This window comes from Myxococcota bacterium, assembly GCA_041389495.1.
Classification (GTDB): Bacteria; Myxococcota_A; UBA9160; order UBA9160; family UBA4427; genus JAWKRT01.
Genome location: JAWKRT010000001.1, coordinates 2027355 through 2048829 on the forward strand (window position 1 = coordinate 2027355; position 21475 = coordinate 2048829).

Genomic DNA, 21475 nt, shown 5'->3' on the forward strand with positions numbered 1-21475 from the left:
CCACGTGAGGACGAGAAGCCCGACCGCCAGCACGAAGCCGACATCGCTCATGATCACCCCCTCCGCGCGTCCGCTCGCGACCGGCGTCCGCCGCCGCCCGCTCGCGAATGCCCGACTACATCCGCCTACGGGCGGCGCGCGTCCGTGACCCGGGTCACGACGCGCCCCGATCGGTCGCAGGTCGATGTGTCTGGAGCGGTCACATCGATCGGATGTCTTGCGTCTGGGGTGATCGACACACGTGAAAGGCGACGATCGCGGCCGCGACCGCCGCGTTGAGCGACTCGCTGCCCGCCGCCATCGGGATCCGCACGGTCTCGTCGAGCTGGTCGCGGACGCGTTCCGAGATCCCCACGGTCTCGCCTCCCACGACGTGCACGGAGCGGGCGCCGAGCGGAGCGGCGAAGACGTCGACCGCTCCGCGCGCGTCGAGGCCGACGGTCTGGAAGCCCGCGGCGCGAAAGGCGGCGAGCGCGTCCGCGAGCGCGTCGCAGCGCGCGATGCGCGCCCGCAGCACGGCGCCCGCCGACGCCTTCACGACGAGGCCCTGGATCCAGGGCGTCCCGTGGCGCGGCCACAGGATGCCGTCGATGCCCGCCGCGACCGCCGAGCGCACGATCATGCCCGCGTTCTGCGCGTTCGTGACGCCGTCGAGCGCGAGCCAGCGCGCCCGCGCGGGCGGCGCGCCGCGCAGCTCCTCGAGCGCGTCGAGCTCGTGGACGCCGAGCAGCTCCGCGCGCGCCGCGATGCCCTGGTCGTGGCGCGCGTCGCGCGAGAGCTCGTGCACGCGCGCCACCGAGGTGATCGCACAGCGCACACCGCGCTCGCGACACGCCGCCTCGACCTCGCGCCGCGCCGCGGCCGGCGCGCCGCGCGCGACGCGCACCTCGTCGACGCGCACGCCCTCGCACGCGAGCGCATCGAGCACGCTGCGGCGCCCGAACAGCGCGACGCGCGCGTCGCGCGAAGGGGGAGCGCTCGAGCTCGGAGGCGGATGCAGCGGGGGCACGGGGGCGACTTCCTCGCTCGGCTTCCTCGGAAGGGAGATGCGCGGCGCGGCGAAGATAGGTCGCGCAGCGCGGCGCGGCCGCGCGCGAACTCGCGCGCGGCGAACGCCGCCGCGGCGCACATCCCGCTTGACCGCGCGCCCGCGCCGCGCGTAGGGTGCGAATTGCACGGGCCAACCGTCCGGCTCGTTCGAGGCGGAGCGCGAGCATCGCCAGTGCCGACCGCGCGGCGGCTCACCCACCCATCGGTGGGGCGCCGACTGCGCGAGGAGGCGACCGCGCACGTCACGCCGCGCGACGGCAGGGAACCGCGCGACGATTGGACGGACCGGCGCCCGGGAGGAGAGGGTGACCTCCTCCCGGGCGCCCCCCAACCGCGCCCGCTCCGCTCGCCCGTTCTGTTCGTTAGGCTGCCGCGCCGTGTACGCGACGGTGAACGGAGTGCGGCTCTACTTCGACGTCGATGGCGAGGCGCTCGCGGTCGACGGGGCGCGCATGCGCGCGAAGCCGACGCTCGTGCTGCTGCACGGCGGGCCGGGCGCCGACCATTCGTACTTCAAGCCCGCGTTCGGGCGGCTTCGCGACGTCGCCCAGCTCGTGTACCTCGACCACCGCGCCAACGGGCGCAGCGAGCGCGGCGCGACCGACCACTGGCACCTCGCGCAGTGGGGCGACGACGTGCGCGCGTTCTGCGACGCGCTCGGCATCGAGCGCCCCATCGTGCTCGGCGTGTCGTTCGGCGGGATCGTCGCGCTCGCCTATGCGACGCGACACCCCGGGCACGCGCGCGCGCTCGTGCTGTCGAGCACGCAGGCGACGGTCACGCTGCCGCGCGTGCTCGCCGCGTTCGAGCGGCTCGGCGGGCCGCGCGCGCGCGACGCGGCGGAGCGCTTCTGGACGGCGCCCGACGCGGAAGCCCTCGCCGACTACGCCCGCCACTGCTGGCCTTGCTATGCGCGCGCGCCGCGCGACCCGGACGTGCTCGCGCGCCAGGTGGTCCACCCCGAGGTCCTGATGCACTACGGCGCGCGCGAGGACGGGCGCTTCGACTATCGCGACGCGCTCGCGCGCATCGCGTGCCCCGCGCTCGTGCTCGGCGGCGAGGAGGACCCGATCACGCCCATCGCCGACGCCGAGGACCTCGCGGCGGGCATCCCAGGCGCGCGGCTCGTGCGCTTTCCGGGCTGCGGGCACGGGATCTTCCAGGACGCGCCCGACGCCTACTTCGCGGCGGTCCGCGCCTTCGTCGAGGAGGTCGGCGGCGACGCCTAGCGAGCGCCGCGGGGCGTGAAGCGCACGAAGCGGACGCCGGTCGCCGGGTCGCGGTGGACCTCCTCGAACGACCAGGCGTCGAGCGGCTGCGCGCGCAGGAAGGAGAGGCGGCCGTAGGCGGCGCGCAGCGCGTCCGACGGCGGGAGCGCGGCGTCGACCTCGAGCGGGTAGCCGACGGTCGCGAGCAGCGTGAAGCCGCGCGCCCGCGCGATCGCGAGGAGCTCGCCGCGCCGGCGCGCGGCGTCCGCCTCCCGGTCGAGCGCGAGGCCCGTCCCGTTCATGACGGGGCGCGCGAGCGCGTGCGCGACGATGCCGTCGTCGATCTCGAGCACGCCGCAGCCGGGACACGCCGCGTCGAGCGCGGCGTCGACGATCGGCCCGCGCGTCCAGAACGCGAGGTAGACGTCGTGCACGGAGCTCTCGAGCTTCGTCTCGGCGAAGGCGTTCGCGCGGGCGAGCACGAAGAGCGCGGCGAGTGCGATCGCCGCCGCGCGCGCGGGCGCGGCCACGCGCGCGAGCGCGCGCGAGATCCACAGGGCGCCGATGCCGCTCGCGGCGAGGATCGACAGCGGGTAGTACCAGTGTCCCTGGTGCCAGAGGTGCACGGCCGCGAAGCCGTAGCCTCCCTTGAGCAGGACGTAGACGGCGAGCCAGGTCGCGATGGCGCGCACGCGCGCGTCGAGGTCCGCGTGCCGCGCGCGGCGCTCGCGGACGAGCCACGCGAGCGCGACGCCACACGGCACGACCATCTGCGCGACGCGGTACGCCTGCTCGCTCCACAGCACGGCCCCGCGCCCGAGCGGGTCGGCGAAGGGGAGCAGCGTCGTGAGGAGCGCGTAGCCGTTGCGGAGCAGGGCGGGCACCTCCCCGCCGAACTTCGCCGCGCCGCTCACCGGCATCGCCATGCCCGAGTAGCTCGCGTTGTACGCGAGCAGCGCACCGACGCCGAGCGCGGGTGCCCACGCGACGCGCACCGCGCGCGCGATCGCGCCGCGCACGTCGCGCGCCGACGCGGCCGTGCACGCCGCCGCTGCGACGACGAGCAGCGCGTCGTCGAGCCGCGCGAGCACGAGCGCGGTCGCGAGCGCGGCGGCGAACGGGTGCGCGAGGCGGCGATCGAGCGGCGCCCCGCGCGGGCCGCCCGACGCGAACAGCACGAGCGCGCCGCCGAGCGCGAGCGAGAGCGGCGTCTCCATCCCGTTCGCGAACGACCAGATCGAGCCGTAGTGCGGGTTGAACGCCGGAACGACGAGCGCGTAGAGCCCGGGCGCGACGGCGACCACGGCGAGCGCGGCGCGCCCGGTCGCGAGCGCGAACGCCGCGGCGAAGGCCGCGGCGCCGAGCGACACGAGCGCCACGCTCGCGAGGAACGCGACGTCGATCTGCTGCGCGCGCGTGAGGTCGAAGGCCGAGGTGGCGAGCGCGAGCGCCCACTCCCAGAGCGGGTGGAATCCGTTCGTCGCGCGCTCGCCGTCGAACGTGAAGCCCGGGAAGGCGCGCGAGCGATCGGCGATCGCGAGGTAGTAGAAGGAGTCGGCGGCGAGCATGCGGAAGGCGCCGGCGAGGCCCGCGCGCGCGTACACGAGGAGCGGCGGGTAGGCGGCCGCGATCGCGGCGGCGAGCGCGGCGAGCGCCGCCGCGCGCCGCACCGCCGCGCGGTCCGCACCCGCTCGGTCGCCGCCCGCTCGGTCGCCGCCCGCGCGGTCGCCGCCCGCTCGGTCGCTGCCCGCGCGGTCCTCCGTCGCAGGCCCGCGCTCACTCGCCGCCCGCGCCACGGGCCTCCTCCTCACCGCGCGCGTTCCCTTCGCACGCCTCGCACGCGAGCTCGAGCACGGTGTAGCGGCCGATCTCCTGCGCGTGGACGGCGCGGGCGGCGAGCGTCGCGATGCCGGGCGCGGCGCGCCCGGTCGGGAGCACCGCGTAGCGGATGCGCGCGTCGCGCACGAGCGCGAGCAGCGCGTCGCGCGCCGCGTCGTCGTCGCGCGTCGTCCAGTCGGCCACCTGCTCGCTCCGCTCGCGGTAGCGCGGCGTCAGGAAGTGATGGCCGACGTAGACGCGGTGCGGTGTGAAGGCGGGCAGCACGTTGCCGAGCCGCGGCCCGGTGAGCGCGTTTCCGGGCGGGCGCGCGGCGAGCGCGTCGGCGATCGCCGCGTACTCGGCGGGAACGCGGTGCGCGCCGTCGCGCGCGTCGACGACGGACTCGGCCGTGTGGAGCACGGGCGCGGCGAGCGTCGCCGCGCAGAGCGCGAGCGCACCGGGGCGGAGCGCGCGCGCGTCGCTCCACGCGCGCGCGAAGGCGGGCGCGGCCAGGATGCACAGCGGGACGTGGAGCTGCGCGGCGAAGTGGTAGCCGTTCAGCAGCGACGAGGTGTGCAGCCAGATCGCGGCGCCGATCCACGCGAGCAGCGCGAAGCGGAGCGGATGCGCGCCGCGCACCCAGTCGCGCGCGCCGCGCAGCGCGAGCACGCAGAGGCCGCCGTAGACGAGCGGGTACCAGAACGGCGACAGCTGCTGGTCGCCGAGCGCCGCGGCGGCGGTCGTCGCGAACACGGGGTCGCGGCGTTGCCAGCCGGCGAGCGCGGCGACCGCGAGCGCACCGGCCGCGGCGCCGGCGGCGATCGCGGGCGCGCGCAGCCCCGTCCGCACGTCGCGCGCCGCGTCCCCTCGCGCGAGCTCGACGAGCAGGTGCGCGAGCAGCACGGCGCCGAGCGCGACGGCCGAGTACGGGTGGAGCAGGTAGAGCGCGGGCAGGCCCGCGGCGAGCGCGGCTCCGCGCGCGGCGGCGGTGCGCGCAGCGGCGCCGTCCGTCCGCCACGCGAGCGCGAGCAGGGAGAGGGCGAGTGCGCCGCCCGCGAGCCAGAGCGGGTTGTAGGCGGCCGCGAAGCTCGTCCACCCGTTCATCTGCCACGTGGCCTGCGCGAGCTCCGCGCGCGCCTCGACGGGGAGGGCCGCGCCGAGTGGGCGGGCCAGCACTTCGAGCCCGCCCGAGAACGCGACGAGCACGCACGCGAGCGCGCGCTCGCGCGGCGCGGCGACGAAGAGCGCGAGCACGCGCCACAGCGCGGCGAACCACGCGAAGAGGAGCGGCACGCGCGCGAGCTCGAGCCACGTCGTGAGGGCGCCGCCGGCGAGCGCGTGCACGGCGCCGACGAGGGCGAGCAGCGGCAGCGCGAAGCGCCCGTCCTGGGGCTCGGTCGTGAACGGATCGGCGACGAACAGCGCGCCCGTCGCCGCGCTCTCGCGCGCGAACGCGACGTACTGCAGGAGATCCTTCGGGATGTAGCCGACGTGGAGCAGCGCCGACCCCGCGCCCGGATCGCTCGCGTACGTCGCGATCCACGGGAGCGCGCGCAACGCGGCGATCGTGCCGGGAAGCAGCCAGAGCCACCGCGGAGGCCGATCGGTCGGCTGCGTCGCGCTCGAGGTCGCCATGCGCGCGGCGAGGGTAACCGACGCGCGCGTTCGCGCGGCCCGGATGCGCGGGGTAGTCTCCGCCCTTCGCCCGCACCGGCGCGCGCCCGCGGCGCGCTCCGCATCGCGGCGCCGCGCGCCGCCGTGCACCGCCGGCGGCCGCCGCCGGAACACGACGGTCTGCCGGTGGAGCGCGACGACGCGCCGGCGGAACGCAACGAGAGGGAAGCCATGAGCGAGTCCGAGAGCCCCAACGATCCCCGGTCGATGGCCGAGCTCGCGGTCGACCGCGACAACCTCTACCGCGAGGACGTCGTGACCGACCTGCGCGCCGCGACGATCCGCCGCCTCGTCCCGATCCGCGCCGACGGCAGCGACGACCCGTCGCGCGAGACGCTCTTCCTGGCCGAGACGCAGCTGCTCACCCAGGCCGGCCTGCTGCCCGTGCAGGCGCGGCTCGAGTCGACGACGCTCGCCGCCGCGCTCGACGAGTTCCCGAACGCGATCCAGAAGGCCGTCGATCGCATGGTCGAGGAGGCGCGCGAGATGCAGCGCCGCGAGGCGTCGCGCATCGTGGTGCCGACGCCCGACCTCACCGGCGGCCCGCTCGGCCCCGGCGGCAAGATCCAGCTTCGCTAGGTCGGACTCTCGCGGTCCGCTCCGCCGGGTCGACGCGCGCGCGAGGCGCGGCCGACCCGGCGCGCCCGCCGCCTACTCGACGACGATCGTCGCGCGGCGGATCTCGAGCGGCTCGCTCGTCCGCCCGCTCCGCGAGCCGCGCTTCTCGAGCTCGCCGAGCGTCGCCATGCCCTCGGTGACCTCGCCGAACACGGTGTGCTTGCCGTCGAGATACGCGGTCTCGGTGAAGGTCAGGAAGAACTGGCTGCCGTCCGTGCCCGGGCCCGCGTTCGCCATGCTGAGCTTGCCCGGCCCGTCGTGGGAGCGGCCGCCCGCGAACTCGCCCTCGTACTTGTAGCCGGGCCCGCCCGTGCCGTTGCCGATCGGGTCGCCACCCTGCGCCATGAATCCCGGGATCACGCGGTGGAAGCCGAGGCCGTCGTAGAAGCCGAGGCGCGTCAGGTAGATCGTGCTCGACGCGTGCATGGGCGCGGTGTCGGTGAAGAGCTTCGCCTTGATCTGGCCGTGGTTCGTCTCGAGCAGCCACGAGTAGGTGTGACCGGCGTCGAACGTCGCCTTCGGCGGCTTCGGGAGCGAGAGCCGCCAGCTCGGGTTCGTCTTGTCGATGTCCTGGCTCGCGATGAAGTCGTCGATCTGCTGCACGGCGTTGCGCGCCTCCGGTCGTGCGGCGCCGGGCGCCGCGGGTTGCTCGGCGCTCGGCGCCGGGGTGGGAGTGGCCGCGCCCTCGTGCGCGGCGCCTTCGTGTGCGTGCCCGTCGTGCTCGGCGTGCGCGCCGGACGCGGCGACGGCGTCGCCGTCGCCGCACGCGAGCGCGACGAGCAGCGGCAGTGCGCTCGCGATCGCCACCGCGCTTCGCGCGGCAGTGCGGCGCGCGGCGCCGCGCGGGGAACGGAACGTGGAGAGGGCTCGGTGCATGGCGTCCTCGTCGCGTCGGGCGCGGGGCGCCGACGGGGCGCGAAGGGTAACGGCGCCCGCGCCGACGGCCAGCCGCGCGCCGCGCGCGCCGCGCGCCTTGCGACGCCCGGTGGCCTCGACTACCACGCGATGCGATGGATCCGTTCCAGCTCGCCGCGCTGCTGATCACGATCGCGGCCGCCTTCAGCTACGTGAACCATCGCTTCCTCGGCCTCCCGTCGTCGATCGGGCTGATGGCGCTCGGGCTCGCCGCGTCGCTGGTCGTGATCGCGGCGGGCGCCGTCTGGCCGGGCGTCAGCGAGCGCGCGGTGAAGGTGCTCGAGGCCGTCTCGTTCGACCGCGCGCTGATGGAGGGGATGCTCGGCTTCCTGCTCTTCGCGGGCGCGCTCCACGTCGACCTCGACGACCTCTTCGAGCAGAAGGGCGTCATCGCGCTGACGGCGACGCTCGGCCTCCTGCTGTCGACGGCGATCGTCGGCGCGCTGCTCCATGCGGTCGCGGGCGCGCTCGGCCTCGACGTCTCGTTCGCCGTCTGCCTCGTGTTCGGCGCGCTGATCTCGCCGACCGATCCGATCGCCGTGCTCGCCATCCTGAAGTCGCTCGGTGCGCCGCGCACGCTCGCGACGAAGATCGCGGGCGAGTCGCTCTTCAACGACGGCGTCGCGGTCGTCGTCTTCCTCGCGCTCGTCGCGATCGCGGTCGGCGGCGACGCGCACGGCCACGCGCCCGACGCCGCGGGCATCGCGCAGCTCTTCGCCATGGAGGCGATCGGCGGCGTCGCCTACGGCCTCGCGATCGGGGGCGTCGGCTACGCGATGATGAAGAGCATCGAGGACTACCAGGTCGAGGTGCTGCTCTCGCTCGCGCTCGTCGCCGGCGGCTACTCGCTCGCGATGGCGCTGCACGTGTCGGGGCCGCTCGCGATGGTCGTGGCGGGCGTGTTCATCGGGAACACCGGGCGCCGCTTCGCGATGGGGCCGAAGACGCGCGAGCACCTCGACACCTTCTGGCACCTCGTCGACGAGATGCTGAACGCGGTGCTCTTCGTGCTGATCGGGCTCGAGGTGCTCGTGATCGACTTCGCGCCCGCGTGGCTCGCCGTCGGCGTCGCGGCCGTGCCGATCGTGCTGCTCGCCCGCTTCCTCGCGGTCGCGCTGCCGGTGCAGGCGCTGCGTCGCTTCCGCCCGTTCACGCCGCACGCGATCAAGGTGATGACGTGGGGCGGCCTGCGCGGCGGCATCTCCGTCGCGCTCGCGCTGTCGCTGCGCGAGACGCTGGGCGCGCGCGACCTCGCCACCTACGAAGGGATCGTGCTCGCGACGTACGTCGTGGTCGTGTTCTCGATCGCGGTGCAGGGCGCGACGATGGCGCCGCTCTTGCGGCGGCTCGGCCTCGCGAACGCGCCCGGCGCGTCGCACGCGCACGCGGTCGTTACCGACTAACGAGCGGCCCGCCCGCCCGCGCCGCACACGCCGAGGGCGCGCAGCTGCGCGCGCGCCTCGCCCGCCCAGTCGCGGTTCGCGCGCGGGCTGGCCGGGCTCGGGTGCAGCACGCTCCCGCGCCGCACGCGGTCGCCGAGCACGCATTCCGCGCGCGCCGCGGCGAACGCGCCGATGCCGATCACCCACTCGGGCTCGAGCGCGTCGACGACGGCCGCGAGGTGCCGGTCGCAGGCCGCGTAGAGCGGCTCGCGCTCGCGCGCCGGGAGCTTGTCGGGGGTGCGGTTGCGCCCGCTCTCCTCCATGAACACGAGCGGGCAGTAGTTCGCGACGAAGTGGTCGGCGAAGAAGCGCTCGGGGCGCTCCCAGTGGGCGGCGACGGCGCCCCACAGGCGCGCGCCGCTCACCTCGCTGCGCGCGCACGCGAAGCCCTCGACCGGGCGCTTCGGGTGCTCGCGCGCAGGCCGATCGATGCGCGCTTCGATCCCGAGCCAGTCGCGCACGTGCGCGACCTCGCCGAACGGCACGCCCGTCTGCGCCATGCCGAACGGGCCCGGGTTCATGCCGACGAACACGACGCGCTTGCGCGCCGCGCCGAAGCGCTGGAGGTACGCGCGGTGCGCGCGCCACGCGTAGGCGAGGGGGTCGTAGACGTGCGTGACGGGCGCGGCGAAGCGCAGGGCGTCGACCTCGTCGCGAAGCGATCGCGCCGCGCGCTCGAGGCGGCGCGCGACGCCGGACGCGCCGCTCATGCGCCGAGCGCGCCGTCGGTCCGCGGAGCGCCCGCGCGCGGCCCGGCGCCCGGCGCGCGCTCGCCGTCGCGTCCGCTCGCATCGGGTCCGCTCGCATCGGGTGCGCCCGCGCCGCCTCCGCTCGCATCGCCTGCGCCCGCGCCATTGGCGCTCGCTCTCGCTCGTGCGTCCGCCTCGCGGCCACTCGTGCGGGCATCGCCGTCGCCTCTCGGGCGGGCCACGGGCAGGAACGCGGTGAACGTCGTGCCGACGCCTTCTTCCGACTCGAGCGAGAGATCGCCGCCGGCCGCGCGCAGGAGTCGCACCACGCGCGCGAGCGGCAGCCGCCGAGGCGCCTCCGGCGCGGCGGCCGTCCCCGACTCGTAGATCGCGGCGAGCGCGTCGGCGTCGAGCGCGGCGCCGCGCGCGCGCACGGCGAGGGTCGCGAACGCCGGCGCGTCGTCGTCGAGCGCGGCGACGAGCCCCGTGAAGAGCTCGAGCGCGGGCGCGCCGCGGCGCCCGCGCGGCGCGACGTCGGCGGCGTGCGCGACGAGGCTCGCCGCGATGCGCTCGAGGGCGCCGGGCTCGATCGCGACGCGCGCCGCGCGCGCGCCCGCGTGCCGCGCGATCGCGACGGCGTGCGCGCGTGCGAGCTCGTCGGCGAGCCCGTCCGCGGCGCGGTCGAGCTCGATCGCCGGAGGCGCGCCGGCTTCCGCGACGTCGGGCCGCGCGTCGGCGCGCACCTCGGCGCCGCTCGCGCCGGGCGCGTCGCTCGGAAGCCGTGAGGGCGGCGCGTTGGACGCAGCCGGCCCGGGCGGCGCGGCCTCCGCGCCGGACGCATCCGGCGCGGGCGGCGCGGCCGCCTCGCGCGCCCCCTCGCTCGTCGACTCGCGAGCCGGGCGCGCCGGAAGATCCGGGAGCGCCGCCCGGCTCGCCGGGCTCGGCGCCGCGTCGGCGGCGGGCGCGAGCGGCTTGTCGCTCTCGCGCGCGACCCGCGCGGCGAGCTCGCCCGCGGCCTGCTCGCTCGCCGCGCGCTCGGCGAGCCACGACGCCATCACGTGGAGCAGCGACTTCTCGGTCGCGCCGAGCCGCTCCGCGGCGGGCGCGCGATCGAAGAAGGCGAGGGCGACCGCGTCGCGCGCCGGCTCGCCCACATCGCGCGCGGGCGCGGCGCCGCCCGCGGCCAGCACGCGCACGCCGAGGAAGCGCTCCCACGCGAACGGCGCGTGCTCGGGGTGCGTGGTCCAGTGGCCATCACTCGCGCGGTCGACCGCGACGGCGTCGGCCGCGTCGAGGCAGCGCGCGACGAGCGTGCGCGCGAGCTCCGGGCGCGGTCCGGGTGCGAGCTCCGGCACGTCGTCGGGCGCGCGCGCACACAGGATCTCGAGCGCGCCGCCCGTGCGCGCGACGAGGAGCCCGCCCTCGAAGCCGAGCCGCTCGCAGCCGAGTGCGATCAGGCGGTCGGCCTCCGCGAGCGCGCTCTCCGCGGGGCCCGTGCTCGCCGCGCGAAGCTGGTCGGAGAGCGCGCGCAGGGCCTCCATGCTCGTCCACTGGACGTGCTCGGCGCGGTTGCGCTCGTGCACGGAGCGCGTCGCGAGGAGCGCGGCCCAGAGCGCGGCGAGGTGCGCGCCGAGACGCAGCAGGAACGCCGTCGACGCGCCGCCGAGCGCGGCCTCGAGCGACGTCGGCGCGGGCGGCGGCGCGACGAGCGTGGCGCCCGCGAGTAGCGCGGCGAGCGCGAGGGGCGCGAGGTGCCGGCCGTCGCGGTCGCGCACGGCGGCGACCGCGGCGAGCAGCGCCGCGATCGCGAGCGGCGTCGTGAGCGCGAAGAGCGCGAGAGTGGACGACGTCACGGGCGGAGCTTCACCGCCCGGGCGCGCGCGGGCAAGCGCTCCGTGCGCTGCCGCCCGGCGCGCTCAGCGCACCTGCTCCCAGGCCCAGTCGAGCCACGGGAAGAGCGCCTCGAGATCGCTCGATTCGACCGTCGCGCCGCCCCACAGCCGCAGGCCGGGCGGTGCGTCGCGATACGAGCCGATGTCGTAGGCCGCGCGCTCGCTCTCGAGCAGGCTCGCGATCGCCTTCGCCGCCTTGTCGGGGTCGACGCCGTCGGCCGCGAGCGCGAGGCAGATCGAGGTCGACGAGCGCGTCTCGGGGCGCGCGGCGAGGAAGCGCACCCACGGGCTGCGCTCGACCCAGCCCGTCACGGCCGCGAGGTTGCTCCGCGAGCGCGCGACGAGCGCGGGAAGGCCGCCGATCGACTCCGCCCAGCGCAGCCCGTCGAGCGCGTCCTCGACGCACAGCATCGACGGCGTGTTGATGGTCGAGCCGTCGAACAGCGCCTCGTCGAGCACGCCCTTCTTCGCCATGCGGAAGATCTTGGGGAGCGGCCGCGGCGGCGTGTAGCGCTCGAGTCGCTCCACCGCGCGCGGCGACAGCGCGATCATGCCGTGCGCCGCCTCGCCGCCGAGCACCTTCTGCCACGACCACGTGACCACGTCGAGCTTCGCGAACTCGACCTCCATCGCGAACACCGCCGACGTCGCGTCGCAGATCGCGAGGCCCTCGCGGTCGTGCGGGATCCAGCGCGCGTCCGGCACGCACACGCCCGACGTGGTGCCGTTCCAGGTGAACACGACGTCGCGCGCGAAGTCGGCGGCGGCGAGGTCGGGCAGTGCGCCGTAGTCGGCGACGAGCGCGCGCGCGTCGGCGATGCCGAGCTCGCCCCGCACGTCCGAGAGCCAGCCGCTGCCGAAGCTCTCCCACGCGAGCACGTCGACGCCGCGCTCTCCGAGCAGCGACCAGAGCGCCATCTCGACCGCGCCCGTGTCGGAGGCCGGCACGACCGCGACGCGGTAGTCGCCGGGAATGCCGAGCAGCGCCTTCGAGCGCTCGATCACCTCGGCGATGCGCGCCTTGCCGGGCTTGCTGCGGTGCGAGCGGCCGACGAGCGCCGCGTCGAGCGCGGCGGTCGTCCAGCCGGGGCGCTTCGCGCACGGCCCCGACGAGAACTGCGGGCGCGCGGGCAGCGACGGGGGCTTCATGGGGATCGCTCCGGTTCGCGCGCGGCGGAGGCCGGGCGCGGGCGGCGGGGACGCGGGGCGGCGGAGTCTATCGCGGCCGCGCGTCGGCGGGATGCGCGCGCCGCGAGCGTCTACGTTCTGCCGCGCGCGGCGAACGGCGCGCGCGACGCGCGGCCGACCGCGCGCGACGGGCAGGGGAGGTGCGTGCATGCGCGGGCGATGCCGACGACGCGGACGACGCGGACGGCGCGGCGAAGGGCGATCGGGTCGGGGCTCCGGGAAGTGCGTCGCGTTCGCCGCGGGCGCCGCGCTCGCCGCGCTCGCGTGTGCGCCGATGCAGGTCGTCCCGCTCGACGTCGGGCCGGGCGCGGTCGAGGTGTACGTCGACGGCGCGCGCGCGGAAGGCGCGCCGCGCGAGCTCGAGCTGCGCGCCGACCGCGACCACAAGGTCTTCGTGAAGCGCGACGGCTACACGCCCGCGCTGGTCGTGCTCGAGACGCGGCGCGTCGACGGACGCGATGCGCTCGCGCCCGACGCCGTCCGCGTGCGTCTGCGGCCGCGCGCCGGCGAGCGCGAGGTGGAGATCCGCGACGAGGACGCGACGGGAGCGGAGTAACCTCGTCGACACGAGCACTTGCGGCGGAACCATCGAGTCACCACGAAGCATTTTCGGACACCCACGACCATGCCCGCTCTCGACCCCTTCCGCGCGACGCCGGACGTCGACGCCTACGTCCCGCGGCCCGCCACCGAGGCCGCGCTCACCGCGCTCGAGCAGGCGCTTCGGCGCGGCGACTCCCCGGCCCTGCTGCGCGGGCCGGCGGGCATCGGCAAGACGCTCGTCGCGCACGCCGTCGCCGCGCGCCTCCGCCGCGAGCACGCCGTCGTGCACGTGCCGGTTCCGTCGCTCGCGCCGCGCGATCTGTGGGCGTGGATCGCGGGTGCGCTCGGCGTCGATGCCTCCGCGCCGGGCGACGCGCGCGCGGCCGCGCTCGCGCGCGCCTCTGCCGATCGCCCGCTGCTCGTCGTCGTCGACGACGCCGAGCTGCTCCCCGCTGCGTCGCTCGCGAGCCTCGTCGATGCGCTCGGCGAGGGCGCGCTGCGCCTGCTGCTCGTCGCGGGCGACGACGAGCGAGGCGACGCGCTCGTCGCCGCGCTCGGAGTCGGCGCGCGCGAGGTCTGGCTGCGCGAGCCGATGACGCGCGACGAGACCGCCGCCTACGTCGCCGCGCGCGTCGCGGCCGCGCGCGGCGCGCTCGCGGGCGACGTGCTCGCGCGCTTCGACGACGCGGCGCTCGCGCGCGTGCACGCGCTGTCGGAGGGAGTGCCGGCCCGCGTGCACGAGCTCGCCGACGTGCTGCTCCAGCCCGAAGAGGCCGCGCGCGCCCACGAGCACGCGCGCGCGCTCCGCCCGGATGCGGTCGCGCGCGGCATCGCGCAGCGGAGCGGCGAGCTCGTCGAGCGCCTCGTCGACCTGCCCGACGAAGACCTCGCGCTCGCCGTCGCGCGGCGGCGCTCGGCCGCGCGCAGTGCGGACGCGCGCGACGCGGCTCGCGACGCGGCTCGCGACGCGGCTCGCGACGCGGCCTCGACGCGGCTCGCGACTCGGCGCGCGACGCCGCTCGCGAGTCCGGACGGGATGCGGGCCGCGCGGGCGTCTCGCCCGCGACCGATGCGCGCCCGGCATCCGCCGCGCGAGCGACGCCTGTCGCGCGGGCGGTGCCTGCCGCGCGTGCCCCGAGCGCCGAGCGCGCGGCGGGTCGCCGCGTGCGGGCCGCGCGCGCCGACCGGCAGGCGGCGGGAGCGGCGGCACCGCGTCGCGCGGGCGATGCGCTCCCGTACCTGCTCGGTGCCCTCGCCGTCGCGCTCGCGCTCGCCGCGGCGTTCCTGTGGGCGACCGATCGCCGACGCGCCGCCTCCGCGCCCGCCCACACCGCTCGCTTCGTCGATCTCGACGCCGCGCCGTCGCCGCCGCCCGAGCCGGCCGCTCCCGCTCGCGCGGCGGCGCTGCGCGAGGCGGCCGGCGCTGCGCCGGAACCGGCGGCGGCGGACGGCGCGTCCGCGCAAGCGCGCGCCGCATCGGACGCTGCCGCGCGCGATCGCGGCGACGCGGCCGCGCTCGCCGTCGAGCCGCCCGCCGGGACCGAGGCCGCCCGCGAAGTCGAGCCGCCCGCCGAGACCGAGGGCCGCCGAGGCGCGAAGTCGAGCTGCCCGCCGGGACCGGGGCCGCGCTCGCCGTCGAGCCGCCCGCCGAGGCCGCGCCCGCGCCCGCGCCCGCACCGTCGTCCGCGTCCACCGCCGCGATCCCGGCGGCGCGACCGCCCGCGGCCGAGCCCGCGGCGCGCGCTCCCGAGCGGAGCGCGACCGGCGCGCAGGCGGACGTCGAGAGCGAGGTGATCCCGCCCGCGCTCCGCGCCGTGGCGGGGCGCCGGCCGCCCGCCGAGATCGCGATCGAGCGCGGCGCGCCCGTGCTCGTCCGGATCGTCGCGCGGGAGGGCGACGAGGTGCGCATCGACGGCGCGCTGTTCGGGCGCGCGCCGATCGCCGAGGTCGCACTCGCGCCGGGCGAGCACCGCTTCTCGGCGCGGTCGCCGTCGGGCGAGGAGCGCGAGGTGGTGGCCCGCGTCGACGATGCGCACCGCCGCGTCGACCTCGCGAGCGCCGGCGATCGCTAAGCTCGGCCGCGGCGCGGGCGCACCGGGCCCGGGCGCGTGCCGGGGCCGGCGAGCGGGAGGGGCGATGGCGGAAGCGACGGCGAGTGCGGCGATGCGCGCGTACCTGCTCGACCTGCAGGAGCGCATCTGCGCCGCGCTCGAAGCCGAGGACGCGAGCGCCCACTTCGTGCGCGAGGATCTCGCGCGGCCGGGCGGCGGGCTGTCGCGCCCGCGCGTCCTCGTCGACGGCGCGGTGATCGAGAAGGCGGCCGTGAACTTCACGCACACGCAGGGCGTGAGCCTGCCGGCGACGGCGACCGAGCGTCGCCCCGAGCTCGCGGGCCGGCGCTACGAGGCCGTCTCGGTCTCGCTGATCGTGCACCCGCGCAACCCGTACGCGCCGACCTGCCACGCGAACTTCCGCATGTTCGAGGCGCTCGCGCCGGGCCGCGAGCCCGTCGCGTGGTTCGGCGGCGGCTTCGATCTGACGCCCTACTACGGGTTCGAGGACGACGCCCGCTACTGGCACCGCGTCGCGCGCGCCGCCGTCGTGCCGCACTTCGGCCCCGACGGCTATGCGCGCTTCAAGAAGCAGTGCGACGAGTACTTCTTCCTGCCGCACCGCGGCGAGCCGCGGGGCATCGGGGGGATCTTCTTCGACGACCTCGACGAGGGGGGCGCCGCGCACGGGCTGCGCTTCGTGCGCAGCGTCGGCGACGCGTTCGTGCGCGCGTACCTGCCGATCCTCGCCGAGCGCAAGGCGACGCCCCACGGCGAGCGCGAGCGCGCCTTCCAGCTCTTCCGGCGCGGGCGCTACGTGGAGTTCAACCTGCTGTACGACCGCGGCACGCGCTTCGGCCTGCAGGCCGGGGCGCGCACGGAGTCGGTGCTCGCGTCGCTTCCGCCCCTCGTCGCCTGGCACTACGACCACCGCCCGGCGCCGCGCTCGGACGAGGACCGCCTCTACACGGACTTCCTGCGCCCGCGCGACTGGGCGGACGAGCCGATGTCGCCGGGCCACCCCTACGAAGCGCATCTCGCGGAGCTCGCCTAGCGTCGCCTAGCGATCGATCGCGGCGTGTGCGGTCGGCGCGTCTCCCTCGGTCGCGACGCGCAGGGCCTCCCACGCGTGGAGCAGTCCGACGAGCTCCGGGTCGTCCGGCGCGACCTCGCTCCCGTCCTCGTGCGTCGCTCGTCCGCGCGCGAAGTCGTAGATCCACGCGTCGTCGAGCGAGCGCCACCCGAGCAGGCTCGGCGCCTCGAGCGTCGGCAGGTACTGGAACACGCGCCGCTCCGGGTCGGGCACGAAGCGCACGCCGCCGCGCGCGTTCGCGTCGACGGCGCGCAGCACGAGGCCGCGCAGGTCCGCCGCGCCGATCGGCTCGGGCCAGTCGCCGCCGAGCCCCGCGACGACGAGCGGAACGTGCGTCTGCAGCCGATCGAGCCGGCGGCCGTGCCCGAGCGAGCCGTCGTCGTAGATGGACTGGCCGTGGTCGGCCGTCACGACGATCGCGTGCGGCGTGTTGCCGACCGCCTCGCGGAAGCTCCCGACGAGCGCCTCGACCGCGCGGTCGACGTTGGCGGCCGCTGCGAGGTACGTGCGCCAGACCGCCTCCCGGTTCCAGGCGCGGATCTCGCTGCGGTCGACGGGGTCGACGTCGAGCACGCGATCGAGATCTTCGTGCCAGTACGGGTAGTGCGTGTCGACGACGTTCACGTAGAGGAAGAGCGGGTCGCTCGAGCGCACCTCGGCGAGGAACGCGCGCACGCGCGCGAGCAGGAGCTTCCACGACACCTGCAGGCTCGCGGGCGCGGTCGAGCGCGACGTGCGCTGCGCCGTGTCGCTGCGCGCATCGTAGAAGCGGTCGGCGCGAGCGGTGCCGAGGAGCGGCTCGCTGTCGCCGAACGAGTCGTCCTGCCCGGAGAAGTGCGCGGTGCGGTAGCCGCGCGCGGCGAAGTCGTCGATCCACGTGCGCTGGCCGGGATGCGGCGCGAGCGTCCCGCCGAACAGCTGCGCGCGCGAGCGCGTCGTGTACGGGCTGTGCACCCACGCGTGCGCCGTGCTCGCGCCCTCGCGCGCGAGCGCGTCGAGGAAGGGTGTGACGGGGCGGCCGTCGAGCGAGCGGCCGAGCACGTCGTAGCGGAAGCTCTCGAGGTAGACGACGAGCACGTGCGGTCGCGTGCGCGCGGCGGCGTGCGCCGGCGCCTCGGGAGCCGGCGTGGGAGCGGGCGGCGCGGCTCCGCGCGGGAGGTCGCCCGCGACGCCGTCCTCGTCGATGCCGTTGCCGGGGAGGTCGAGCGCGCGCGGGTGCAGCGCCGCGTCGAACGGCGCGGCGTCGGGCGGTCGCGACAGCCAGCCCGCGCCGTCGCGGTCGACGTCGGTCGCGCGCTCGACCGCCGCGACGAGGAGCGCGGACGCGGGCTGGAGTTCGAGCGCTTCGCGCACGGTGCGCGCCCCGCGGCTCGCGCCGCCGAGCGCGAAGGCCGTCGCGAAGGCGAGCGCGAGCGCGACGAGCGCGAGCCCCCGCGCGCGCGGCCGCGCGGGCGCCGCGCCGACGCCGCGCGATGCGGCGCGGCCGGAGCGGGCCGCGAGCCGGTCGGCGAATCGCATGCCCGCGACGAGCGCGATCGAGCTCGCGACGCCGCCGACGCCGAGCACGGCGCCCGCGATCGCGCCCGCCTCGTCGAACGACGAGACGTCGTGGCCCGCGAGCTCCATCGCGACGCCGGGCGTGATCAGAGCGCCGATCGTCGCGTGCAGCTGGTAGAGGAAGACGTCGGCCCAGGCGGCGGCGCCGAGCGCGGCGAGCACGCTCGCGGCGAGGACGCGGTGCGGGCGCGTCGTGAGCGCGCGCGCGAGCGGCGCGACGCAGGCGAAGACGAGCGCGACCGCGAAGCCGTTCGCGACGAGAGCCGTTCCCGCATAACGAGCGCGCAGCGGGGCGGTGTCGAGCAGGATCCCGCCGAAGCCGTTGCCGAAGCCGCCGCGCGTCGCCTCGAGCAGCGCGGCGTCGAGCGCGGTCGCGACCGCGGCGCACGCGAGACCCCAGGCCCACCAGGCGAGCGGGGCGCGGCGCGCGCTCACGGGGTGCACGTCTCCCGGTAGTGCCGCCATGCGGCGCGCACGAACGCGAGCGCCGTCTCGCGCTGGCGCGCGACCCTGACGGGGCTCGTCACGCTCGACGCGCCGATGAACGCGATCGGCTTCGTGCCGTGCAGCAGCGACGAGGGCGTCTCGGCGACGCGCGTCCAGAAGCCCGACGTCGCGGGGGCGCCGTCGTACGCGAGGGCGTAGGCGGCGAAGCGCTGCTCGCCGCGCAGGTACTGCGTGACGATCTGCACGGGGACGCGCTCGCCGTCGACGTCGAGATCGACGCGCTCGAAGGCGTCGGGCTCGCCCGGGCCGGGCAGTGCATACGTCGGCCGCAGCAGCCAGACGGGCAGCAGGAAGGTCCGCCGCACCGTGACGAACAGCTCGCCGTCGGCGGCCACGGCGGGCCGGAGCACGCCGTCGAGCGAGCGGCGCGAGCGGCGCTCGGCGCGCGGCGACGGCGCACCCCCGCCGCCCGCGTCGCCGTCGCCATCGTCTGCGCGGGATGCGCCGAGGTCCGCGACGGCGTAGCCCGGCACCTCGAGCGCCGCGAGCCTCTCGACCGAGAGGAAGGCGCCCGGGTCGGCGCACGTCTCCGCCATGCGCGGCTTCGCGACGATCGCCGCGATCGCCGCGCCCGCGGCGACGAGCGTCGCCAGCACGATCGGCGCATGGCGTCCCGACGCGACGCTCACCGGAACGCCTCGGAGAGGTGCGGGCGGTCGGCGATCCAGAACAGCGTGCCGATCACGACGATGAACGTCGCCACGCCCGAGCCCTCGTGCGCCATCGTGTCGAGGATCTGGGTGCCCGCGATCCGCGTGAGGAACACGAGCAGCACCACGCGCACGGTGTTCGCGACGAGCGTGAGCGGGACGATCGCGGCGACGATCGCGATGCGGCGCGCGGTCGAGCGCGTCGCGGCGACGAGGAAGAGGCTCAGCGCGATCGCCGCGACGAAGGTCGAGAACCCGCTGCACGCCTCGGACACCACGAACACCGTGTCCGGGATCTCGATCAGCGAGTGGAACAGGCTCGCGCGCACGCCGAGCGCCTGCAGCACGGCGACCGTCCAGTCGGCGGTGATCGTGCGCAGGTACATGTGGTTGGAGACGAGGCTCGGGAGCGGGACGAGGAAGACGCTCATCGCGAGCGGCAGCCACAGGGCGCGCGTGCGCGCGCGCCCGAGCAGAAGGAGCGACATGCCGGGGAGCGTCGCGACGAGGCCGATCGAGGCGATCTGCTGGCTGCGCATGCCGTAGTCGCCGACGAGCAGCACGAGGCCCGCGACGAGGAAGGGGAGCCCGAGCAGCGACGCGTCCTGCGGCGGCCCGCTGAACCGGCGCAGCCGCGCGCGGGCGAGCAGCACGATCAGCACCGCGACGATCAGGCTGTGGTTGTTGGACCAGAAGCTGCCCGTCCACTTCTCGTACATCCACGCGAGCGTGGGCCCGAACAGCGCGAGCCACGCGCCGACGCAGAGCCAGACGGGCACCGGCAGCGCGCGCGCGAAGTCGCGCAGCCCGGAGCCCAGGCCGCGCGTCGTCGCGGCGACGCCCTGGTCGGGGTGCGTGGAGCGGAACCAGAGGAAGAGCGCCGCCGTGATCGTCCCGATCGCGAGCTTCGGCCCGGTCGAGCGGGGCATGAGCGGACTGTCGGCGACGAGGAAGCCGACGACGGCGGCGACGGCGACGTCGAGCCAGCGTACGGGGTGGTACCTGCGTGCCATCGATCGCCGATCCCGCCTCGCTGCTCGTCCGGCCGTCGAGCCGACGACCGCCGCATCGGATCGCGGGAGGCACCGCCTTTGCCGCGAGCGCTCGGCCGGGCCCTGCGTCGCGAGCGGTGTGCCGCCGGATCGGCACCCCGACCTTCGCCTCGACCTTCGCCTCGACCTTCGCCCCGAGGTGCGACCGCCCGCCGATGCCGCGCGGTCGCCGCACGGGATGCACGGACACCGGCGGCGCGAGGAGCGTGCGCGAGCGCAGGAACGTCGCAGACGCGCACCGCAGCGGCAACCGGCCGCGCGCGCGCGGTTGGCGCTCCCTCCCCTCGGTGGTAGGTTGCGCGCCGCTCGCGTGCCCGGGCTCGCGCCTCGCGCGCGGCCGGAGCGCGCGCACGCCGCGCGCCTCGCGCGCGGCGCCGCATCCGACCGCGCACCCGACCGCCGCGGACGCCCGGACGTCCTCCGTGGAGACGAGCATGACCGCCGTGCCCGAAGCACCCGATTCGCCCGCGCCCGCGCACGGCAGCAGCGGCGCGGGCCCCTATCACGCCCTGCGCGTCGCGCGCGTGATCGAGGAGACGGCCGACGCGCGCTCGTTCGTGATCGACGTCCCCGCCGACCTGCGCGCGCAGTTCGGCTACGAGGCGGGCCAGTTCCTGACGTTCCGCCTCGAGGTCGCCGGCGAACGGCTCGTGCGCTGCTACTCGCTCGCGAGCTCGCCCGACACGGACACCGAGCACAAGGTGACCGTCAAGCGCGTCGCCGACGGGCGCGTGTCGAACTGGATGAACGACCGCGTGCGCGCGGGCGACGTGCTCGAGACGATGCGGCCGGCGGGCGTCTTCGTGCTGCAGGACCGCGCGACGCCGCTCGTCCTCTTCGGCGCCGGCAGCGGCATCACGCCCGTCATCTCGATCGTGAAGTCCGCGCTCGCGCGCACGTCCCGGCGCGTCCGCCTCGTCTACGCGAACCGCGACGCGGGCTCGATCATCTTCCGCGACGAGCTCGACGCGCTCGCGGCCGCGCACGGCGACCGGCTCGAGGTCGTCCACCGCCTCGACGTCGACCACGGCTTCCTCGACGCCGCGGGCGTTCGCGCCTACGTGGGCGCCGACCTCGACGCCGACTTCTACGTGTGCGGCCCGACGCCGTTCATGGACACGGTGGAGTCGACGCTCGGCGCGCTCGGCGTCCCGGACGGGCAGATCTTCGTCGAGCGCTTCGTGTCGATCGGCGATCCGCACGGCGCCGTGCACGCGTCGCCCGAATCGAAGGCGGGCGACGCGGCGCCGGCCACCGTGCGCGTCCGCCTCGACGGTCAGGACCACGACGTCCCCTACGCGGCCGGCAAGACGCTGCTCGCCGCGGCGCGCGAGGCCGGCCTCGAGCCGCCGTTCGCGTGCGAGGAGGGCTACTGCAGCTGCTGCATGGCGAAGCTCGTGCGCGGCTCGGTCCGCATGGCCGCGAACGACGCACTCGACGCCAAGCAGCTCGCCGAGGGCTGGGTGCTGACGTGCCAGTCCGTGCCGACGAGCGACGAGGTCGAGGTCGAGTACCCCGACTGACGCGC

At 76.6% G+C, this 21475-nt stretch carries 17 protein-coding genes; 7 read left to right on the forward strand and 10 right to left on the reverse strand.

What is annotated here, in order from left to right:
* Positions 1 to 199: 199 nt before the first annotated feature.
* On the reverse strand, positions 200 to 1009 hold the full coding sequence (locus tag R3E88_08950; GenBank protein ID MEZ4216592.1) for a TrmH family RNA methyltransferase: 810 nt from the start codon (positions 1007 to 1009) through the stop codon (positions 200 to 202).
* Between the two features lie 418 nt (positions 1010 to 1427).
* On the opposite strand from R3E88_08950, the gene R3E88_08955 reads away from it, so the two are divergent.
* Positions 1428 to 2279 (forward strand): alpha/beta fold hydrolase, encoded by an 852-nt coding sequence (locus tag R3E88_08955; protein ID MEZ4216593.1) that lies wholly within the window; start codon positions 1428 to 1430, stop codon positions 2277 to 2279.
* On the opposite strand, the gene R3E88_08960 is transcribed toward R3E88_08955, so the two are convergent.
* A complete protein-coding gene (locus R3E88_08960) occupies positions 2276 to 3928 on the reverse strand; it encodes a hypothetical protein (GenBank protein MEZ4216594.1) in 1653 nt (550 codons plus the stop codon). The genes R3E88_08955 and R3E88_08960 overlap by 4 nt on opposite strands.
* Before the next feature lie 106 nt (positions 3929 to 4034).
* Positions 4035 to 5711: a hypothetical protein gene (locus R3E88_08965; protein ID MEZ4216595.1), complete on the reverse strand. Its 1677-nt coding sequence runs from the start codon at positions 5709 to 5711 to the stop codon at positions 4035 to 4037.
* Between the two features lie 210 nt (positions 5712 to 5921).
* Here R3E88_08965 and R3E88_08970 point away from each other — a divergent pair, with 210 nt between their 5' ends.
* Entirely contained in the window at positions 5922 to 6329 is a 408-nt protein-coding gene (locus tag R3E88_08970) for a hypothetical protein (GenBank protein ID MEZ4216596.1), read from the forward strand.
* A gap of 72 nt (positions 6330 to 6401) precedes the next feature.
* On the opposite strand, the gene R3E88_08975 is transcribed toward R3E88_08970, so the two are convergent.
* The gene (locus tag R3E88_08975) at positions 6402 to 7175 is read right to left on the reverse strand and encodes a peptidylprolyl isomerase (GenBank protein ID MEZ4216597.1); all 774 of its coding nucleotides are present in this window, start codon (positions 7173 to 7175) and stop codon (positions 6402 to 6404) included.
* Between the two features lie 203 nt (positions 7176 to 7378).
* Between R3E88_08975 and R3E88_08980 the strand changes: the two genes are divergently transcribed.
* The gene (locus R3E88_08980; GenBank protein ID MEZ4216598.1) at positions 7379 to 8686 is read left to right on the forward strand and encodes a sodium:proton antiporter; all 1308 of its coding nucleotides are present in this window, start codon (positions 7379 to 7381) and stop codon (positions 8684 to 8686) included.
* Here R3E88_08980 and R3E88_08985 read toward each other — a convergent pair.
* From R3E88_08985 to R3E88_08995, 3 genes are all read right to left on the reverse strand, one after another.
* On the reverse strand, positions 8683 to 9435 hold the full coding sequence (locus R3E88_08985) for a single-stranded DNA-binding protein (GenBank protein ID MEZ4216599.1): 753 nt from the start codon (positions 9433 to 9435) through the stop codon (positions 8683 to 8685). The two genes, R3E88_08980 and R3E88_08985, sit on opposite strands and share 4 nt — an antisense overlap.
* Positions 9432 to 11267 carry a hypothetical protein gene (locus R3E88_08990; protein ID MEZ4216600.1) on the reverse strand — a complete coding sequence of 612 codons (1836 nt, stop codon included), beginning with the start codon at positions 11265 to 11267 and terminating at the stop codon, positions 9432 to 9434. Before R3E88_08990 ends, R3E88_08985 begins: the two co-directional genes overlap by 4 nt.
* 63 nt (positions 11268 to 11330) lie before the next feature.
* Complete coding sequence (locus R3E88_08995) at positions 11331 to 12455, reverse strand: phosphoserine transaminase (protein MEZ4216601.1); 1125 nt, start codon at positions 12453 to 12455, stop codon at positions 11331 to 11333.
* 313 nt (positions 12456 to 12768) lie between these two features.
* On the opposite strand from R3E88_08995, the gene R3E88_09000 reads away from it, so the two are divergent.
* The 3 genes from R3E88_09000 to hemF all read left to right on the forward strand — a co-directional run bounded on the left by R3E88_09000 (position 12769) and on the right by hemF (position 16142).
* Positions 12769 to 13050 carry a hypothetical protein gene (locus R3E88_09000; GenBank protein ID MEZ4216602.1) on the forward strand — a complete coding sequence of 94 codons (282 nt, stop codon included), beginning with the start codon at positions 12769 to 12771 and terminating at the stop codon, positions 13048 to 13050.
* A gap of 1777 nt (positions 13051 to 14827) precedes the next feature.
* Positions 14828 to 15109: a hypothetical protein gene (locus R3E88_09005; GenBank protein ID MEZ4216603.1), complete on the forward strand. Its 282-nt coding sequence runs from the start codon at positions 14828 to 14830 to the stop codon at positions 15107 to 15109.
* A 64-nt stretch (positions 15110 to 15173) separates the two neighbouring features.
* Entirely contained in the window at positions 15174 to 16142 is a 969-nt protein-coding gene (hemF, locus tag R3E88_09010) for an oxygen-dependent coproporphyrinogen oxidase (protein ID MEZ4216604.1), read from the forward strand.
* A gap of 6 nt (positions 16143 to 16148) precedes the next feature.
* Here the strand turns inward: hemF and R3E88_09015 are convergent, their stop codons facing one another.
* The 3 genes from R3E88_09015 to R3E88_09025 are packed head-to-tail and all read right to left on the reverse strand — an operon-like array spanning position 16149 to position 19908.
* Entirely contained in the window at positions 16149 to 18173 is a 2025-nt protein-coding gene (locus tag R3E88_09015; GenBank protein MEZ4216605.1) for a sulfatase-like hydrolase/transferase, read from the reverse strand.
* Positions 18170 to 18874 (reverse strand): hypothetical protein, encoded by a 705-nt coding sequence (locus R3E88_09020; GenBank protein MEZ4216606.1) that lies wholly within the window; start codon positions 18872 to 18874, stop codon positions 18170 to 18172. The genes R3E88_09015 and R3E88_09020 overlap by 4 nt, the downstream gene beginning before the upstream one ends.
* Positions 18871 to 19908 carry an exosortase/archaeosortase family protein gene (locus R3E88_09025; protein MEZ4216607.1) on the reverse strand — a complete coding sequence of 346 codons (1038 nt, stop codon included), beginning with the start codon at positions 19906 to 19908 and terminating at the stop codon, positions 18871 to 18873. The genes R3E88_09020 and R3E88_09025 overlap by 4 nt, the downstream gene beginning before the upstream one ends.
* A 482-nt stretch (positions 19909 to 20390) precedes the next feature.
* Between R3E88_09025 and R3E88_09030 the strand changes: the two genes are divergently transcribed.
* Positions 20391 to 21470, forward strand: a complete 1080-nt coding sequence (locus R3E88_09030; protein MEZ4216608.1) for a ferredoxin--NADP reductase — start codon at positions 20391 to 20393, stop codon at positions 21468 to 21470.
* Positions 21471 to 21475: the final 5 nt, after the last annotated feature.

Bases quoted from the DNA above. Each gene is read 5' to 3' on its own strand.
- R3E88_08995 (MEZ4216601.1), bottom strand. From the start codon at position 12,455: ATGAAGCCCCCGTCGCTGCCCGCGCGCCCGCAGTTCTCGTCGGGGCCG.
- R3E88_08980 (MEZ4216598.1), top strand. From the start codon at position 7,379: ATGGATCCGTTCCAGCTCGCCGCGCTGCTGATCACGATCGCGGCCGCC.
- R3E88_09000 (MEZ4216602.1), top strand. From the start codon at position 12,769: ATGCAGGTCGTCCCGCTCGACGTCGGGCCGGGCGCGGTCGAGGTGTAC.
- R3E88_09025 (MEZ4216607.1), bottom strand. From the start codon at position 19,908: ATGGCACGCAGGTACCACCCCGTACGCTGGCTCGACGTCGCCGTCGCC.
- R3E88_08985 (MEZ4216599.1), bottom strand. From the start codon at position 9,435: ATGAGCGGCGCGTCCGGCGTCGCGCGCCGCCTCGAGCGCGCGGCGCGA.
- R3E88_08970 (MEZ4216596.1), top strand. From the start codon at position 5,922: ATGAGCGAGTCCGAGAGCCCCAACGATCCCCGGTCGATGGCCGAGCTC.
- R3E88_08965 (MEZ4216595.1), bottom strand. From the start codon at position 5,711: ATGGCGACCTCGAGCGCGACGCAGCCGACCGATCGGCCTCCGCGGTGG.
- hemF (MEZ4216604.1), top strand. From the start codon at position 15,174: ATGGCGGAAGCGACGGCGAGTGCGGCGATGCGCGCGTACCTGCTCGAC.